The organism is Pseudomonas hydrolytica (assembly GCF_021495345.1).
In the GTDB taxonomy this organism is placed as follows: Bacteria; Pseudomonadota; Gammaproteobacteria; order Pseudomonadales; family Pseudomonadaceae; genus Aquipseudomonas; species Aquipseudomonas hydrolytica.
This window is the reverse complement of record NZ_CP099397.1, coordinates 4353582-4368951: the sequence shown is the minus strand read 5'-3', so window position 1 is coordinate 4368951 and position 15370 is coordinate 4353582. Positions and strand designations below refer to the sequence as shown.

At 65.0% G+C, this 15370-nt stretch carries 18 protein-coding genes and 1 riboswitch; of the genes, 9 read left to right on the top strand and 9 right to left on the bottom strand.

The features are described 5' to 3' along the window. The first annotated feature begins 18 nt into the window (after positions 1-18). Together proB and L1F06_RS20480 are read left to right on the top strand one after the other, a co-directional pair. The gene (gene proB, locus L1F06_RS20485) at positions 19-1137 is read left to right on the top strand and encodes a glutamate 5-kinase (protein ID WP_003240430.1); all 1119 of its coding nucleotides are present in this window, start codon (positions 19-21) and stop codon (positions 1135-1137) included. Between the two features lie 9 nt (positions 1138-1146). Then, positions 1147-1605: a CreA family protein gene (locus tag L1F06_RS20480; RefSeq protein ID WP_129482951.1), complete on the top strand. Its 459-nt coding sequence runs from the start codon at positions 1147-1149 to the stop codon at positions 1603-1605. Between the two features lie 106 nt (positions 1606-1711). Here L1F06_RS20480 and mqo read toward each other — a convergent pair whose 3' ends face one another. Continuing rightward, positions 1712-3208, bottom strand: a complete 1497-nt coding sequence (mqo, locus tag L1F06_RS20475; RefSeq protein WP_129482950.1) for a malate dehydrogenase (quinone) — start codon at positions 3206-3208, stop codon at positions 1712-1714. Between the two features lie 449 nt (positions 3209-3657). Then, positions 3658-3885, bottom strand: a complete 228-nt coding sequence (locus tag L1F06_RS20470) for a hypothetical protein (protein ID WP_129482949.1) — start codon at positions 3883-3885, stop codon at positions 3658-3660. A 167-nt stretch (positions 3886-4052) separates the two neighbouring features. Here L1F06_RS20470 and L1F06_RS20465 point away from each other — a divergent pair, with 167 nt between their 5' ends. After that, a complete protein-coding gene (locus tag L1F06_RS20465) occupies positions 4053-4637 on the top strand; it encodes a YajG family lipoprotein (protein WP_003240438.1) in 585 nt (194 codons plus the stop codon). A gap of 56 nt (positions 4638-4693) precedes the next feature. Here the strand turns inward: L1F06_RS20465 and L1F06_RS20460 are convergent, their stop codons facing one another. Further along, complete coding sequence (locus tag L1F06_RS20460; RefSeq protein ID WP_003240441.1) at positions 4694-4900, bottom strand: hypothetical protein; 207 nt, start codon at positions 4898-4900, stop codon at positions 4694-4696. 274 nt (positions 4901-5174) lie between these two features. On the opposite strand from L1F06_RS20460, the gene L1F06_RS20455 reads away from it, so the two are divergent. After that, entirely contained in the window at positions 5175-5450 is a 276-nt protein-coding gene (locus tag L1F06_RS20455; RefSeq protein WP_012019619.1) for a hypothetical protein, read from the top strand. Between the two features lie 61 nt (positions 5451-5511). On the opposite strand, the gene L1F06_RS20450 is transcribed toward L1F06_RS20455, so the two are convergent. Beyond that, positions 5512-6672, bottom strand: a complete 1161-nt coding sequence (locus tag L1F06_RS20450; RefSeq protein WP_177491166.1) for a 1-acyl-sn-glycerol-3-phosphate acyltransferase — start codon at positions 6670-6672, stop codon at positions 5512-5514. Positions 6673-6773: 101 nt separating this feature from the next. On the opposite strand from L1F06_RS20450, the gene L1F06_RS20445 reads away from it, so the two are divergent. The 3 genes from L1F06_RS20445 to L1F06_RS20435 are packed head-to-tail and all read left to right on the top strand — an operon-like array spanning position 6774 to position 7864. Next, on the top strand, positions 6774-6956 hold the full coding sequence (locus L1F06_RS20445) for a CPXCG motif-containing cysteine-rich protein (RefSeq protein WP_003240446.1): 183 nt from the start codon (positions 6774-6776) through the stop codon (positions 6954-6956). After that, positions 6956-7216, top strand: a complete 261-nt coding sequence (locus L1F06_RS20440) for a putative signal transducing protein (RefSeq protein ID WP_129482948.1) — start codon at positions 6956-6958, stop codon at positions 7214-7216. The genes L1F06_RS20445 and L1F06_RS20440 overlap by 1 nt, the downstream gene beginning before the upstream one ends. A 30-nt stretch (positions 7217-7246) precedes the next feature. Further along, the gene (locus L1F06_RS20435; protein WP_003240450.1) at positions 7247-7864 is read left to right on the top strand and encodes an SOS response-associated peptidase; all 618 of its coding nucleotides are present in this window, start codon (positions 7247-7249) and stop codon (positions 7862-7864) included. 86 nt (positions 7865-7950) lie between these two features. Here L1F06_RS20435 and L1F06_RS20430 read toward each other — a convergent pair whose 3' ends face one another. Next, complete coding sequence (locus tag L1F06_RS20430) at positions 7951-10101, bottom strand: methyl-accepting chemotaxis protein (RefSeq protein ID WP_129482947.1); 2151 nt, start codon at positions 10099-10101, stop codon at positions 7951-7953. 195 nt (positions 10102-10296) lie between these two features. Here L1F06_RS20430 and L1F06_RS20425 point away from each other — a divergent pair, with 195 nt between their 5' ends. Further along, entirely contained in the window at positions 10297-11118 is an 822-nt protein-coding gene (locus L1F06_RS20425; protein ID WP_003240453.1) for a M48 family metallopeptidase, read from the top strand. A gap of 62 nt (positions 11119-11180) precedes the next feature. On the opposite strand, the gene L1F06_RS20420 is transcribed toward L1F06_RS20425, so the two are convergent. The 4 genes from L1F06_RS20420 to L1F06_RS20405 form a co-directional block, all read right to left on the bottom strand. After that, the gene (locus tag L1F06_RS20420) at positions 11181-11624 is read right to left on the bottom strand and encodes a ketosteroid isomerase-related protein (protein ID WP_003240456.1); all 444 of its coding nucleotides are present in this window, start codon (positions 11622-11624) and stop codon (positions 11181-11183) included. Between the two features lie 109 nt (positions 11625-11733). Further along, positions 11734-12315, bottom strand: a complete 582-nt coding sequence (locus tag L1F06_RS20415; RefSeq protein WP_129483040.1) for a TMEM165/GDT1 family protein — start codon at positions 12313-12315, stop codon at positions 11734-11736. 90 nt (positions 12316-12405) lie between these two features. Further along, positions 12406-12526, bottom strand: a riboswitch (yybP-ykoY riboswitch). Positions 12527-12562: 36 nt separating this feature from the next. Continuing rightward, positions 12563-13558, bottom strand: coding sequence for a methyltransferase (locus L1F06_RS20410; protein ID WP_129482946.1), 996 nt, complete (start codon positions 13556-13558; stop codon positions 12563-12565). A 120-nt stretch (positions 13559-13678) separates the two neighbouring features. Then, positions 13679-14644 carry a 2-hydroxyacid dehydrogenase gene (locus tag L1F06_RS20405; RefSeq protein WP_129482945.1) on the bottom strand — a complete coding sequence of 322 codons (966 nt, stop codon included), beginning with the start codon at positions 14642-14644 and terminating at the stop codon, positions 13679-13681. A gap of 79 nt (positions 14645-14723) precedes the next feature. On the opposite strand from L1F06_RS20405, the gene L1F06_RS20400 reads away from it, so the two are divergent. Next, positions 14724-15353, top strand: coding sequence for a LysE family translocator (locus tag L1F06_RS20400; protein WP_129482944.1), 630 nt, complete (start codon positions 14724-14726; stop codon positions 15351-15353). Positions 15354-15370 lie beyond the last annotated feature (17 nt).

The following is a 15370-nucleotide window of genomic DNA, read 5'->3' as shown; positions in this document are numbered from 1 at the left end:
GGCTAAGGTTGGAAGATCATGCGTGACAAGGTGACCGGCGCACGGCGCTGGGTGGTGAAGATCGGCAGTGCGCTGCTGACCGCCGACGGGCGTGGCCTGGATCGTGCGGCCATGGCGGTGTGGGTCAAGCAGATGGTGGCGCTGCGCGAGCAGGGCGTCGAATTGGTGCTGGTGTCCTCCGGCGCCGTGGCGGCCGGCATGAGCCGCCTGGGCTGGACCAGTCGACCTAGCGCGATGCACGAACTGCAGGCCGCCGCCGCCATCGGCCAGATGGCGCTGGTGCAGGCCTGGGAGTCGAGCTTCGCCGAGCATGGCCGCCGTACCGCGCAGGTTCTGCTGACCCACGATGACCTCTCCGACCGCAAGCGCTACCTCAACGCGCGCAGCACCCTGCGCACCCTGGTGGGCCTGGACGTGATCCCGGTGATCAACGAGAACGACACCGTGGTCACCGACGAGATCCGCTTCGGCGACAACGACACCCTGGCTGCGCTGGTGGCCAACCTGGTAGAGGCCGATCTGCTGGTGATCCTCACCGACCGCGACGGCATGTATACCGCCGATCCGCGGCACAACCCCGATGCCGAGCTGATCCATGAGGCGCGTGCCGATGACCCGGCGCTGGATGCTGTGGCCGGCGGCGTCGGCGGCGCACTGGGGCGCGGCGGCATGCAGACCAAGCTGCGCGCTTCGCGCCTGGCGGCGCGTTCCGGTGCGCACACCGTCATCGTCGGCGGTGCCATCGAGCAGGTGCTGGCGCGGCTCAAGGCCGGCGAACGCCTGGGTACTCTGCTGGCGCCCGAGCGCGGCCTGCTGGCGGCGCGCAAGCAATGGCTGGCCGGCCACCTGCAGACCCGCGGCACCCTGGTGCTGGACGCCGGCGCGGTGAAGGCGCTGAGTCAGGATCGCAAGAGCCTGCTGCCGGTGGGCGTGAAGGCCGTGCAGGGCAGCTTCCGCCGTGGCGAGATGGTGGTCTGCGTTGCTCCGGATGGTCGCGAGGTCGCCCGCGGCCTGGTCAACTACAGCGCGCTGGAAGCGCAGAAGATCATCGGCCAGCCGTCCGATGCCATCGAGAAGCTGCTGGGCTATGTCGATGAGCCGGAGCTGGTGCATCGCGACAATCTGATCCTCGTTTAAGGAGCACGCATGCGTCCGTTGAAGGGAGTGTTGCTGGGGCTGCTGATGTTGCCCGGCCTGGCACTGGCCGAGACCATCGGTGAAGTGTCTACGGTGTTCAAGTGGGTGGGGCCCAACGACAAGATCGTCGTCGAGGCTTTCGATGACCCCAAGGTGGCGGGCGTGACCTGCTACCTGTCGCGCGCCAAGACCGGCGGCGTGAAGGGTGGCCTGGGGCTGGCCGAGGATCGCGCCGAGGCGTCCATCGCCTGTCGTCAGGTCGGTCCCATTGCATTCAAGGACACGCTCAAGGACGGCGAGGAAGTCTTCAAGGAGCGCACCTCGCTGGTGTTCAAGACCATGCAGGTGGTGCGCTTCTTCGACGCCAGGCGCAACACGCTGGTGTATCTGGTCTACAGCGACCGGGTGATCGAAGGCAGCCCGCAGAATGCGGTGACCGCCATTCCGATCCTGCCCTGGGGCCAGTAGGGTGCGCCGTGCGCACCAGCTCAGGCGATGGAATGCTCGGTGCGCATGGCGCACCCTACGCCTAAAAGAAAACCGCCCCGAGGGGCGGTTTTTTCATGCGTGGCGATCAGCTCGGTACATCCAGCTGCAGGCGCTTGTTCGACTGCGTCTGCACTTCACGGTAGCGCTCGGCATCCTTGGACAGGACATCGGCCATGGCCGGGAAGATTTCGTCCAGCTTGGTGCGCCAGCCTTCGCTCTTGGCCTGCTCGGGGAAGCAGCGGCGAATCAGGTCAAGCATGATCGACACGGTCACCGAGGCACCCGGCGAGGCGCCGAGCAGGGCGGCGATGGTGCCGTCCGCAGCTGCCACCAGTTCGGTACCGAACTGCAGGATGCCGCCGTTCTTGCTGTCCTTCTTGATGATCTGCACGCGCTGGCCGGCCACTTCCAGGCGCCAGTCCTCGGCCTTGGCCTCCGGGTAGAAGCCGCGCAGGGTGTTCAGGCGCTGTTCCTCGGACTGCATCACTTCCTTGATCAGGTAGCGGGTCAGGTCCATGTTGTCGCGCGCCACCGCCAGCATCGGGCCGAGGTTGTTGGGGCGTACCGACAGCGGCAGGTCGAGGAACGAGCCGTGCTTGAGGAACTTGGTGGTGAAGCCGGCGTAAGGCCCGAACAGCAGGGACTTCTTGCCATCCACCACGCGGGTATCGAGGTGCGGCACCGACATGGGCGGCGAGCCCACGGCGGCCTGGCTGTAGACCTTGGCCTGGTGCTGCTTGACGATTTCCGGGTTGTCGCAACGCAGCCACTGGCCGCTTACCGGGAAGCCGCCGAAGCCCTTGCCCTCGGGGATGCCGGACAGTTGCAGCAGCGGCAGTGCGCCGCCACCGGCACCGAGGAAGACGAACTTGCTCTTGAGCTTGCGCGTGGCGCCGGAGCGAGTGTCCTTGATGTCCACCAGCCAGCCTTCACCGTCGCGCTTGAGGTCGGTGACCTTCTGGTTGCAGATGACCTTGGCGTTGGGCTGGCTGGTCAGGTAATCGAGCATCTGCTCGGTGACCGCGCCGAAGTTGACGTCGGTACCGGCCTGCACGCGAGTCATCGCCAACGGTTCGCTGGCATCGCGGCCCGGGATCAGCAGCGGCGCCCATTCGGCGATGGTGGCGCGATCCTCGGTGTACTCTATCTCGGTGAAGGCATGATGCTGACGCAGGGCCTCGAAACGCTTCTTGAGGAAGGCGATGCCGCTGTTGCCGCGCACGAAGCTCATGTGCGGAACCGGATTGATGAAGGTCTTCGGCGATTTGATCGCGCCCTTCTCGATCAGGTAGGCCCAGAACTGCTTGGACTCTTCGAACTGCGCGTTGATGGTCACCGACTTCTTGATGTCGATGCTGCCATCGGCACCTTCCGGGGTGTAGTTCAGTTCGCACAGGGCGGCATGGCCGGTGCCTGCGTTGTTCCAGGGGTTGGAGCTTTCCACCGCGCCGGACTCGCGCAGCTCCACCACTTCCAGCGTGATGCCGGGGTTGAGCTCCTTGAGCAGCACGCCCAGGGTCGCACTCATGATGCCGGCGCCTACCAGCACCACATCTACGCTTTGGTAATCGTTATGCGCCATTAACCTCTCTCCAAGAAAATCTGCACCAGATTGGCGGCCGCATGGCCGTCAGGGCGATACCGTCGGACTCAGGCGCAAGGCCCTGTCGTGAGGAGGGGAAGGTCAAGGCTGGGATTTGCGGACGCAAAACTGTTCATCTGTTCGCCACACTCTTGTGAAGTTTTAAAAACCGTTTTTTTCACGCTCTTTTGGAGCGGTGAACCTCAAAAGCTCGTCTGCCTCGGCGCGCTTTTTGCCCGTGCACGTCATGCATTGCATGGCTGCAATCGGTTCTGCATCTGGGCTAAAAGGCGGCTGGCCGGAAATGGCAGCACGAAGTGGGCGACTCTCTGGGGCGGGAGCGATGATGTTGCAGGCCCGATCAGGAGACGTCCTTATAATCGGGGCGCGATTATAACGGTGAATGAGGGGAAATTGATCGCCCTGCGTGACTTTTCTTCTTCCGCCGGTCAGGCCGCCAACGGAGAGGGGTTCGATGCGCGAGTGACGACTGGCACAACCCTGACGCCGGCAGGCAGTGGCGCGCCGAGCCAGGAGATGTGCGCTTCGCTCACTTCGACCCAACCGGCCTGGTTCGGGTGTTCGCGCATCTGGCGCAGGGCGCGGCAATGGCCCTGTGCATCGAGGAGGGCGAAGTGGCGCATGGGGCGAGGGCTGAACAGGCGACGCAACAGCATGGCGAAGGCTCCAGCGTAAGGGCTGGTAGCCTTTATGCCAGGGCGCGGTGACAGGGTGATGACAGGAACCGCGGCAACCCGCCGGAGGTCTCATGCAGCGCTACTGTCGGCGTCAGGCGGTGCTGGGTATACTGCCGGCCACTTTATACCTCACTCGGAGAGAGAGCATGCTGCACCGTGCGTTGATCGCCTTGCTTGCTGCCGCCAGCCTGACCCTGGCCGGCTGCGCCCTCAGCCCTCAGCAACTCACCCCGCAACCCAAACTCACCAGCTCGCTGACCCCGGTGGGGCAGGGGCAGCCGGTGGTGGTACGGGTGGCCGACGGCCGTCCTTCGCCGGTACTGGGTACCCGCGGTGGCCTGTATCCGGAAACCAGCGCCATCAGCGTCAGCAGCGACGCCATCCTGCCGCGTTTGCAGGCAGAGGCGGAGGCGGCGGTGCGTCTGCTCGGCTTCACCCCGTCTGCCAATGCCTACAATGCGCCACAACTGACCATCACCCTGGCTGAGTTGAAGTACCAGTCGCCGAAGGAAGGCATGTATGTCACCGAAGCGGACATCTCTGCCTCCATTCGTGCCGATGTGCAGGGCGGTAGCCGCCGTTACACCGGCCGTTACGGCGCTTCGCTGAACCAGCGTTTCGGCACTGCGCCGAACCAGCAGACCAACACCAAGCTGGTGACCGATGTGCTCAGCGATGCACTGACCCGGGCCTTCAAGGACCCGACCATCGGCCAGGTACTGCTGCAGTAACGCTGCAGATAGCAAAACGCCCCGCAATGCGGGGCGTTTTCGTTTGTGCGGGAGCTTCAGGCGGCCTGATCGTAGAGCTCCGGCAGGCTCATGCCGGTGCGATTGTCGATATCCGGCAGGTCGTAATGCTCGTGGCCGCCAAGGGCGCAGTAGACCAGCCAGTGCTGGTCCTGCACGTTGAAGGAGAGTTCATCGATCACGGCGTCCACTTCATCCAGCGAATCGATCAGGTAATCGCGATCCAGCGGTTGGGGATTGAGCATGGCAGGTCCTCCGAGGACATAGGGGATTGGCTCCAGCAACAGTCGTGACTGTTTGGTCACTGTCAGAGATACAAACCCTAGGCCAGGCATATGACAGTTTTCAGACGATTTCGGGATAGCGAGCGGCGTTCGTCGGAAACGAACTTCATAAAAGCGGGTTTTCAGTACACTGCGCGACGACTTTTCGGGGGCTGAGACGCGCCTGTTTTCAGCCGAAATCCCCATTCTGGTGCGGTGGCGAGCTTGCTGCACCACGCTGTTCTCGAGGTGTCGCATGTCGCTGCAGATGTTGTGGTCGCTGTTTCTCGCCCATCCGTCAGGGGCGGTGAATTCGTTGGCGCTGTTCTTCGCTCTGGCTGGCGCCTGGTTGTGCCTGATGACCCGCTTGCGCGAGCAGCGCGGTCTGGCACGTGTACTGGCGCAAGGCGAACTGGAGACGCTGGATGACGGCGACGAGCGCACCCTGCGGATCAACCGCTTCTTCTATCGTTTCGGGGCCACCTGCCTGGGCGCGGCTCTGCTGCTGTCCTGGTTCAGCACGCGCTTGTAGTCACGGATGAATCAATGAAAACGGCAGCCATGGGCTGCCGTTTTCGTTTCTGCCGCAGGGCTTACAGGGGCAGGCCGGCCTTGATCCGGTACTGGTTTCGCACCGGGTTGGCGTATTGCAGGATCAGGAACGGTTTCTCTTCGGCGCTGCAGGCGGCCAGGCGCTTGTTCCATTGGGCTTCGGCCTTGGCCAGCTCCTCGGCTGCGAACAGTTCATGCGCCGCGGGTACGTTCAGCTCGGCCTCGCGACCGTCCCACATGGCATAGGCCAGGTAATGCACCGGGAACAGGCGGTACTGGCCGAGGATGTGTCGGTCCAGCGCCTGTGCGAGCTGCTTGGTGTCCTCCAGGCCGGCGACCGGCGGGCCGAAGTGCAGGTGCACGCGGCCCTTGTAGCCGGTGATGCCCAGGGCGATGCTGGCGTCGTCTTCACCCGGCGCCTTGGTGTAGCTGCCGGTGGCGGCGCGCACGCTCAGCTCGCGTGCCTTGGCCAGGTCGCAGGGGTCGTATTCGTAGCTGATCGAAACCGGGATCAGGTTGAGCGAGTCGATCACCGCAGCGAACGGCTCGTCCTTGCGGCTCATGTGGAACATCTTGAGGATCGCCGAGTCGGTGCGGTCGTCACCGTCCTTGGCACGGCCTTCGGCCTGGGCGATCCAGATCGATTCGCCGTCTTCGCGGATCGAGTGGTTGATGTAGGCGGAAAGCAACTGGTACGCCGCCAGCTTCTCGCGGCGGCCGCTGATCGAGCGGTGCACGATGAAGCTCTTGTTCAGGCGCATCAGATCGCTGACGAAGGGGCGTTGCAGCAGGTTGTCGCCAATGGCGATGCGCGGCGTCTGCAGGCCGGCATGGTAGACGGCGTAGTTGACGAAGGCCGGGTCCATGACGATGTCGCGATGGTTGGCCAGATACAGATAGGGCTTGCCCGGCTGCAGGTGCTCCAGGCCGGAGTAGCTGATGCCGTCGCTGGCGTGCTCGATGGTGCGGTCTATGTAGGGCTCGATCTTTTCCTGCAGCTTGGAGACCGAATCGATGCTGGCGAACTCGCTGCGCAGGCGCGCGGCGATCAGCGGCTTGAGCAGCCAGCCCAGTGGCCCGGCCAGGCGCGGAAAACGGAAGCGGGTAAGGGTGCCGAGAAACGCCTGGTCGGCGAGCAGGCGCGCCAGAACGGGGCGCACTTCTGCATCGGCATAGGGTCGGATGGCATCGAATGCGCCCATCATGCTCTCTTGTTCTAAAACGGCTAAGGTTGAATGAGGATCTGCCCGGCAGGGTGAGCAATAGACCGGCGATTATACCGCCAAGTCACACGGAGGCCGCGATGCTGGAGAGCGAGTCTTATCTCTGCCCCTACTGCGGTGAGCCGGCCGAGGCCGTGCTCGACCTGTCGGGAGGCGATCAGTCCTATATCGAGGATTGTCCGGTGTGCTGCCGGCCGATCCTGTTCGAGCTGCATACCGATGGTGTCGACTGGCAGTTGGAAGTACGGGGAGAGAACGACTGATGCAGCGAATCTACGAACCGGAGAATCTGCTGGAAGGGCAGATGCTGTTGGGCATGCTCGCCAGCGAGGGTATCGAGGCGCACCTGCTCGGCCAGCATCTGGTCGGTGCCGTGGGCGAGCTGCCGGCATGTGGTCTGCTCGGCCTGCTGGTGGCGGACGAGGATGCCGAGCGGGCGCGGGCGCTGATCGGTGCGTACAATGCCGCGCAACCCTTGCCCGGCGACGAGCCGGAGTCCTTTCAGGGCGTATTGCTGTGCTGATGCGCTCTTTGCCGTTTCTCGAGTACTTCCATGTCCGGACGCTACGCCCTGTTTCGTTGGTCTCCCGCTTTCGCGGCGCTGCCCGGTTTTCCGGCCGATCAGCAGCCGCACTGGAACATCGCGCCTAACGGCCAGGTGCTGTTGTTGCGCGCGGGGCGCGACGGGCGGGAAGCGGCGCGTGCTCGCTGGGGGCTGACCCCGGCCTGGCTGCAGGACCTGTCCAAAACCCCCGCCCATGCCCGCGCCGAAACCCTCGCCGAGCAGCCGATGTTTCGCGAGCCCTTTCGCCTGCGCCGCGGCTTGTTGCCGGCCAATGGCTTCTACGAGTGGCGCGGTTCCGCGCGCAAGCGGCCGTACTGGATGACCAGTGGCGACTCGCTGATGTACTTCGCAGCGCTGTGGGAGGTCTATCCGGTGGGGGGGCACGAGTATCTGAGCGTGGCCATGATCACTCAGGAGGCTGCCTCGCTGCGCCGCCCGCTGATTCTCGGCGAGCACGAACAGGCATTGTGGTTGAGCAACGACACGCCGCCCGAGCAACTGGCAGCGCTGCTGGCCAAGCCGCAGGTTGCGCTGCGTGAGCGCGCACTGGCCACGCTGGTCAACGATCCGAAGCTGGATGCGCCGGAGTGCCTGACTCCGGCGTGAAGCCTTAGGCTGTCGTGGGACGGCTAGGCCGTGCCCCCGCAACAACCGCTGGAAGAGTGGTGCGCATGGCGCACCCTACAAGCCGCTTACACCTTGAATTGATTGATCAGCCTGCGCTGCTGTTCGGCCAGCTTGGTCAGTTCGGCGCTGGCCTGGCTGGCCTCGTCGGCACCGGCAGCGACCTCGTTGGCCACCTGGCCGATGTTGGTGACGTTGCGGTTGATGTCTTCGGCCACCGCGCTCTGTTCTTCCGCTGCACTGGCAATCTGCGTGTTCATGTCGTTGATCACCGAGACCGCCTGGGTAATGGATTCCAGCGAGTGGGCGGCCTGGTTGGCATGCTCCACGCTGTCGTCGGTCTTGCTCTGGCTCTGTTCCATGACCTTGACCACTTCGCGGGTGCCTTGCTGCAGCTGCTGGATCATGCTCTGGATTTCTTCGGTGGCCTGCTGGGTCTTCTGCGCCAGGTTGCGTACCTCGTCGGCGACCACGGCGAAGCCTCGGCCCTGTTCGCCGGCGCGTGCGGCTTCGATGGCGGCGTTGAGTGCCAGCAGATTGGTCTGTTCGGCGATGCCACGAATGGCGACGAGGATGGCGTTGATGTTCTCGCTGTCCTTGGCCAGGTTCTGCACCACGCCGACGGCGCGGCCGATCTCGCTGGCCAGGGCGGCGATGGCGGCCGAGGTTTCCTGGACCACCTGCTTGCCCTGATTGGCCGCCTGGTCGGCGTGGTGCGCGGCTTCGGCGGCCTGAGTGGCGTTGCGCGCCACGTCCTGCGCGGTGGCGGTCATCTGGTGCACGGCAGTGGCCACCAGTTCGATTTCCGCCAGCTGCTTCTGCACGCCCTGGTTGGTGCGGATGGCGATATCGGCGGTGTGCTCGGAGGAGTCGCTGACCTTTTGTACCGAGGTCACCACGTCGCCGATCATGGTCTGCAACTTGGCGAGGAAGGCGTTGAAGCCCTGGGCGATACGGCCCAGCTCGTCGTTGCGTTCCACCTGCAGGCGCACGGTCAGATCGCCGTCGCCCTTGGCGATGTCATCAAGCATGCCGACCATCTGCCGCAGCGGGCGGGCGATGCCGTAGCCGACGAACCAGATCACCAGCAGACCGAGGCCGGCGATCAGCAGGCCGACCAGGGCCATGCCCAGGGTGTCGCCGTCGCGCTGGGCGCTCAGCTCGGCCTGCAGTTGGCGCAGATCGGCCATCACGGTGTCCAGCGGCAGCACCAGCATCAGCACCCAGCGGGCGTCGCTCTGGCCGATGGCGAAGCTGAGAAACAGCTCGATATGACTTTTGGCGGGATCGTCCTCGACATGGATGTCGTACTTCGGCGTGCCGGGTTGCAGGCCGCTCAGGTTGGCCAGCTCGTTGGCATCGAGCAGCAGCGTCGCCGGTTCGCCAAGCTTGTCCGGCGCCTGGGTCGAGGCCACCAGGCGGCCGTTGCCGGCGATCAGCGCCATCTCGCCGGCGCCGCCATAGAGCTGGGCGTCAGCCTTGGTCAGCAGATCCTGGATGAAGTTGACGGCCAGGTCGGCACCGGCGATGCCGCGAAACTCGCCGTCCACAAGAATCGGCGAGGTGAAGGAGGCGAGCATGGTCATCTTGCCGCCGACGTCGTAGGGGGCCGGGTCGATCACGCAGGGGCGTTTGCGCTCCTTGGCGCACAGGTAGTACTCGCCCTCACGAACGCCGGTGGGGAGCAGGGTCTCGCTTTCCATCGAGCCGATGGCGTCGATCCCCAGGCTGCCGTCGGCATTGCGGTACCACCAGGGCAGGAAACGGCCGCTGCCGTCGTAGCCGTTCTCGCTGCTGCCGGCATAGAGGTCGTCGCTGGCGTCGAAGGCATTCGGCTCCCAGCCGATGTAGCTGCCGAGCAGTTTGGGATTCTGCGCCGTGGTCTCACGCACCAGGTTGGCCAGCTCCTCGCGGCTGATGCTGAGCAGCGGGCTGCCGCTGGCGTCGGTCATGCCGAGCATGGCGTTGACCCGGGCCAGGCCGGCGGTGATCTGCAGCGGCTGTTCCAGTTCGCGCTGGATTTCGCTGACCTGCGCCTGGGCCAGGGCCGCCAGGCGTTGTTCGATGATCTGTTCGAGCAGCGTCTGGGTGCGCTGCTGGACCAGTGCCTGGGTACGGCTGCTGGCGAACAGGGCATAGAGCACCAGGGCCACGACCACCAGCAGCACGCTGGCACCGGCAAGAAAGGCGACGGAAAACTGGACCGACTTGAACTTCATGGGAGCTCCGGAGCGCGAGAGACCTGTCTCAGGTATCGGCTGCAACAGGACGAAACCTTAATGGGCTGGCGCGGCCCATCCGGGTAGCGGTATTGGTTCTAGCAAAGATGGCGCACGGCGATCGCGCAAGTGCCGTGGTTGCCCGGGGTGTTGGAGCGGCCTAGCATAGGGCCGTCGTTTCAAGGAGATCGCTCGATGAGCAAGGTTGTTAACCTGAGTGGCCTGGCCGTGGCGTTGCTGCTGGCGGGCTGCCAGGCGGTGAATACCACCAGCGGTGGTGCGGTGGGCGTGGAGCGCAAGCAGTACATGTTCAGCATGCTGTCGGCCGAGCAGGTCAACCAGATGTATGCGCAGTCCTATCAGCAGACGCTGAGCGAGGCGTCGAGCAAGGGCGTTCTGGACAAGACCAGCAATAATGCCAAGCGCCTGCAGGCCGTCGCGGCGCGCCTGATTCCCCAGGCCCCGCGTTTTCGTCCGGATGCGGCCAACTGGCAGTGGGAGGTCAATCTGATCAAGAGCCCCGAGCTCAATGCCAACTGCGGCCCCGGCGGCAAGATCATCTTCTACAGCGGCATCATCGAGAAGCTCAAGCTGACCGACGACGAGATCGCCGCGATCATGGGTCACGAAATGGCGCATGCCCTGCGCGAGCACAGCCGCGAGGCCATGTCCAAGGCCTATGGCATCCAGATGGCCAGGCAGGGCGCCGGCGCCTTGCTCGGCCTCGGTGAAGGCGGAATGGCATTGGCCGATACGGTGGTGCAGTACAGCCTGACGCTGCCCAACAGCCGCGCCAACGAGAACGAAGCGGACCTCATCGGCCTGGAGCTGGCGGCCCGTGCGGGGTACAACCCCAACGCGGCGATCAGCCTGTGGCAAAAGATGGAGGCCGCTGGCGGCGGTGCGCCGCCCGAGTTCATGAGCACTCACCCTTCGTCCAGCAGCCGTATCGCGTCGCTGCAGGCCGCCATTCCCAAGGTGATGCCACTGTACGAACAGGCCAGGGCCGGGCGCTGAGCCCAGGTCTCGGCAGCAGAACGACGGCGCGGCGTGAGCACTCACGACGCGCCGTCGGCGTTTCAGGGCAGGGCTTTTTCCGCGAAGGGGCGGGTTTGCAGGCCCAGTTGCGCGCGGAAGCTTTCCATGTCAAACATGGTGCAGATTTCGCGGATCTCATGGCCTGGTGTCAGGCTCCAGAACGCCATGGCCGAGATGCTGAGGACCTTGTCGCTGGGCGGGTAGCCCAGGGCTGGCCTCTGGATAGTGCCGATCAGGGTGCTCCAGGTGACCACCTTGTAGTCCTCGGCAATGCATTCTTCGACCAGTACCTGCAGGTCCGGCATCGCGTGGCGGATGTCCTGGACCATCTGGGCGAAGCCGGCGCTGTCGAGCGGGGTGCCGATGAACGAGCTCTTGTAGAGAAAGTCGCGGCTGTGCAGCTGTTCGGCCAGCGCCAGGCGGCCCTTGTTCCACGTCAGGTCGATGTGCTGGCACACCACCTTCTTGCGATCATCCAATGACATGACGCCCTCCAGACTGCTGGCTCAATTGCGTGATCTGTCGGCAATTTAGCAGCAGGCGGGAGGGGGCTGGGATTGGCCGAAATGCCGCTTCGCTGGCGTCAGCGATGTGTCATAGCAACCCGCTCAGCGTCAGCGCCTGATAGCCGGCATAGACGGCCAGGGCGGCAAAGGCGCATGCAGCCAGGCGGCGGATCAGCGTTAGCGGCAGGCGCTCGGCGGCGAAGTTGCCCGCCAGCACCACCGGCACGTTGGCGATCAGCATGCCCAGGGTGGTGCCGATCACCACCAGCACGAAATGCGGGTACTGCGCCGCCAGCATCACCGTGGCGACCTGGGTCTTGTCGCCCATCTCGGCGAGGAAGAAGGCGATCAGGGTGGTGAGGAAGGGGCCGTACTTCTTCAGGCCGGATGCTTCGTCCTCGTCCAGCTTGTCGGGGATCAGCGTCCAGGCGGCCACGGCAATGAAGCTGGCGGCGAGTATCCAGCTCAGGGTGGCGGGGGAGAAGAATCCGGCGACCCAGTTGCCAACGGCACCTGCGGCGAAATGGTTGGCCAGGGTGGCGACCACGATGCCCCAGATGATCGGCCAGGGCTTGCGAAAGCGCGCGGCCAGCAACAGGGCAAGCAATTGCGTCTTGTCGCCGATTTCGGCAAGGGCAACGATGAGGGTGGGGACGAACAGGGATTCCAGCATCAGGCTTCCTAAAGGGGCGGGTCGACACGGCTATGACACGTACGACCTTCCCGCCCCGGGTAAGGTGTGCGTGTCATAGGTCTTGTCAAACCGCAGGCCTCTCTATGAAGGCCTTGGGTCGCACGCGCCATGCTCTGCGGAGCAAGTGTGTTGACGCGTGCCGGGCGAGCAGGGCGCTCGCGGGAGACTACTCCCCTAGGACGGGCGCCATTGTGCCCAAGCGTTGCGTTCCGGGCAACCCCACTCAGCGACGTGCGCTGTAGATGCGAAAACCGTCGGCCTCGGCCAGGGTGCGGCAAGGGCCGAGATGGTGCTCGATCAACGGTGGATACTTGAGGAAACTGTTAGCCACCAGCCGCAGCTCGCCGCCTTCGCGCAGGTGGCGCGCGGCCTGGGTCAGCAGGTTTTCGCTGGCCTGATAGTGGGTATGTACGCCCTGGTGAAACGGCGGGTTGCTGACGATGGCGGCCAGCTCCCCGGGCGCCGACTCGATGCCCGTGCCGGCGATCAGCTCGGCCTCCAGCCCGTTGCGGGCCAGGGTCAGGCGACTGCTGGCCAGGGCGAAGGCATCGACGTCCAGCAGGCTGACGTGGCTGGATGGGTAACGACGCTTGAGGGTGGCGCCGATCACGCCTGCGCCGCAGCCGAAATCCAGCAGATGTCCCTGCGGCAGATTGTCCAGATGCTCCAGCAGCAGGGCGCTGCCACGATCCAGGCGGCCGTGGGCGAATACGCCCGGCAGGCTCACCACCTGCAGCGGTCCGTCGGCCAGTTGCAGGCTATAGACCTGGGCCAGGGCGTCGAGATCGGGCGTTGCCGGCGCCTGCTCGATCTGCACGCTCCAGAGCTGGCAGTGGCGCGCGCTGTCGAGCTTGCGCGGCTTGCCGTAGACCGCCAGTTGCTTGGCCGCGCGCTCGATGCCGCCGCGCTTCTCGCCCACCAGATAAAGCGGCCGGCCAGTCAGTCGCGAGGCGAGCGCCTGCAGCAGGTAGTCGGTCAGCTCGCGTGATTTCGGCAGGAACAGCACGGCCGCGCGATAGTCGCCTTTCGGCATCTGCGTGTCGAAGTGGCTACGACCGGCAAAGCGCGCCGCCAGTTGCGTCTGGTCGCCGGCATGCCAGCTCCAGCCATGCGCCTGCGGCAGGACGCCGAGCAGGTCGTCGGCCGGCAGGCCAGCCAGCAACAGCTCGCCTTCGAACAGCTCGGCCTGGCGCAGGAGAACTTCGCTTCGCGGGTCCATGGTGCTTCCTGAAATCTGTGATGCGAAAAAATTGAGGGGGCGGGGCGAGCTCGGCTCGCGAAACCGGGCATCGCTGTTAAGCGCACGCCACCTCGTCGCTCCCTTAAAAAGCTGCGCAGCTTACCCGACCACCCGGCGCGGCGCACCGGCGAAGAAGGCTTCTGCGTTTTCCACCACCTGGGCGACGATGCGCTGACGTGCCTCGCGGCTACCCCAGGCGTTGTGCGGGGTGACGATCAGCCGCGGGATGTCGCCAGTCAGCAGCGGGTTGCCGTCTTTCGGTGGTTCCTGCGTCAGTACGTCGGTGGCCGCGCCGCCCAGATGACCGCGGCGCAAGGCGTCGGCCAGTGCTTGTTCGTCGACCAGGCCACCACGGGCGGTGTTAACCAGCAGGGCCTGCGGCTTCATCAGGGCCAGCTCGGCAGCGCCGATCAGGTTGCGGGTCTGCTCGTTGAGCGGGCAGTGCAGGGTCAGCGCATCGACCTGTGGCAGCAGCTCGTGCAAAGCCAGGCGGTCGGCGCGCGCTGGTCTGCCCGGCAGCTGGCCAAGCACCACGCGCATGCCGAAGGCCTCGGCCAGGCGGGCCACCGCGCTGCCCAGTTCACCGTGGCCTAGCAGGCCGAGGGTCTTGCCCTCGAGTTCGACGATGGGGTGGTCGAGCAGGCAGAACTGGCTGGCCTGCTGCCAGCGACCGGCAGCCACGTCGCGCTGGTAGTCGGGCAGGCGGGTGGCCAGTGCCAACAGCAGCAGCAGGGTGTGCTGAGCCACCGAAGGGGTACCGTAACCCTGGCAGTTGCTCACCGTCACCCCATGGGCACGGGCGGCGTTCAGGTCGATGTTGTTGGTGCCGGTGGCGGTGACCAGCACCAGTTTCAGCTCGGGGCAGGCAGCGAAGGTGGCGGCATTCAGCGGCACCTTGTTGCTGATGGCCACCTGGGCGCCCTGCAGGCGCTCGGCAACCTGCTCGGGGGCGGTCTGTGCATGCAGCGTCAGTTCGGCAAAGGCCTGCTGCAGGGGATGCATGTCGAGGTCGCCGAGGTCGAGGGAAGCATGGTCGAGGAATACGGCGCGGGCGCTGTTGCTCATCAGCTGTACCTTTTCGCAGAGGGGGCGCAGGAGTAGATTGGCGAGCCTATCAGACCTCGACTGCCGCTGCGGAGCCCTCATGTACTGGACCGAGTTCCTCACCGTTGCCCTGATTCACCTGCTGGCCGTGGCCAGCCCGGGCCCCGATTTCGCCATTGTGGTGCGCGAGAGCGTGGCCTATGGGCGGCGTGCGGGGTTGTTCACCGCCTTCGGTGTCGGCACCGGCATCCTGGTACACGTGACCTATTCGCTGCTCGGTATCGGCCTGATCGTTTCGCAGTCCATCGTGCTGTTCAACGCGCTGAAATGGCTGGCCGCCGCTTATCTGCTGTACATCGGCATCAAGGCGCTGCGCGCGCGTCCGGCAGACCCGGCCAGTGCCGAGCTGAACCTGGCGGCAGGTGAGCGCAGTGGCCGTGGCGCCTTCGTCACCGGCTTCGTGACCAACGGCCTGAACCCCAAGGCGACCTTGTTCTTCCTGTCGCTGTTCACCGTGGTGATCAACCCGCACACGCCGGTGGCGGTGCAGGCCGGTTATGGCCTGTATCTGGCGCTGGCCACCGCCTTCTGGTTCTGCCTGGTGGCCTGGCTGTTCAGTCAGCAGCGTGTACGCGCTGGCTTTGCCCGCATGGGGCATTGGTTCGACCGGCTGATGGGCGCGGTGCTGGTGGGCATCGGCGTGAAGCTGGCGCTGACCGAGATGCGTTAAACGAAAGAGCCCCGCGA

Excerpts from the sequence above, each read along its gene's own strand:
- proB (WP_003240430.1), top strand. The coding sequence starts at position 19 with ATGCGTGACAAGGTGACCGGCGCACGGCGCTGGGTGGTGAAGATCGGC.
- L1F06_RS20480 (WP_129482951.1), top strand. The coding sequence starts at position 1,147 with ATGCGTCCGTTGAAGGGAGTGTTGCTGGGGCTGCTGATGTTGCCCGGC.
- mqo (WP_129482950.1), bottom strand. The coding sequence starts at position 3,208 with ATGGCGCATAACGATTACCAAAGCGTAGATGTGGTGCTGGTAGGCGCC.
- L1F06_RS20470 (WP_129482949.1), bottom strand. The coding sequence starts at position 3,885 with ATGCTGTTGCGTCGCCTGTTCAGCCCTCGCCCCATGCGCCACTTCGCC.
- L1F06_RS20465 (WP_003240438.1), top strand. The coding sequence starts at position 4,053 with ATGCTGCACCGTGCGTTGATCGCCTTGCTTGCTGCCGCCAGCCTGACC.
- L1F06_RS20460 (WP_003240441.1), bottom strand. The coding sequence starts at position 4,900 with ATGCTCAATCCCCAACCGCTGGATCGCGATTACCTGATCGATTCGCTG.
- L1F06_RS20455 (WP_012019619.1), top strand. The coding sequence starts at position 5,175 with ATGTCGCTGCAGATGTTGTGGTCGCTGTTTCTCGCCCATCCGTCAGGG.
- L1F06_RS20450 (WP_177491166.1), bottom strand. The coding sequence starts at position 6,672 with ATGGGCGCATTCGATGCCATCCGACCCTATGCCGATGCAGAAGTGCGC.
- L1F06_RS20445 (WP_003240446.1), top strand. The coding sequence starts at position 6,774 with ATGCTGGAGAGCGAGTCTTATCTCTGCCCCTACTGCGGTGAGCCGGCC.
- L1F06_RS20440 (WP_129482948.1), top strand. The coding sequence starts at position 6,956 with ATGCAGCGAATCTACGAACCGGAGAATCTGCTGGAAGGGCAGATGCTG.
- L1F06_RS20435 (WP_003240450.1), top strand. The coding sequence starts at position 7,247 with ATGTCCGGACGCTACGCCCTGTTTCGTTGGTCTCCCGCTTTCGCGGCG.
- L1F06_RS20430 (WP_129482947.1), bottom strand. The coding sequence starts at position 10,101 with ATGAAGTTCAAGTCGGTCCAGTTTTCCGTCGCCTTTCTTGCCGGTGCC.
- L1F06_RS20425 (WP_003240453.1), top strand. The coding sequence starts at position 10,297 with ATGAGCAAGGTTGTTAACCTGAGTGGCCTGGCCGTGGCGTTGCTGCTG.
- L1F06_RS20420 (WP_003240456.1), bottom strand. The coding sequence starts at position 11,624 with ATGTCATTGGATGATCGCAAGAAGGTGGTGTGCCAGCACATCGACCTG.
- L1F06_RS20410 (WP_129482946.1), bottom strand. The coding sequence starts at position 13,558 with ATGGACCCGCGAAGCGAAGTTCTCCTGCGCCAGGCCGAGCTGTTCGAA.
- L1F06_RS20405 (WP_129482945.1), bottom strand. The coding sequence starts at position 14,644 with ATGAGCAACAGCGCCCGCGCCGTATTCCTCGACCATGCTTCCCTCGAC.
- L1F06_RS20400 (WP_129482944.1), top strand. The coding sequence starts at position 14,724 with ATGTACTGGACCGAGTTCCTCACCGTTGCCCTGATTCACCTGCTGGCC.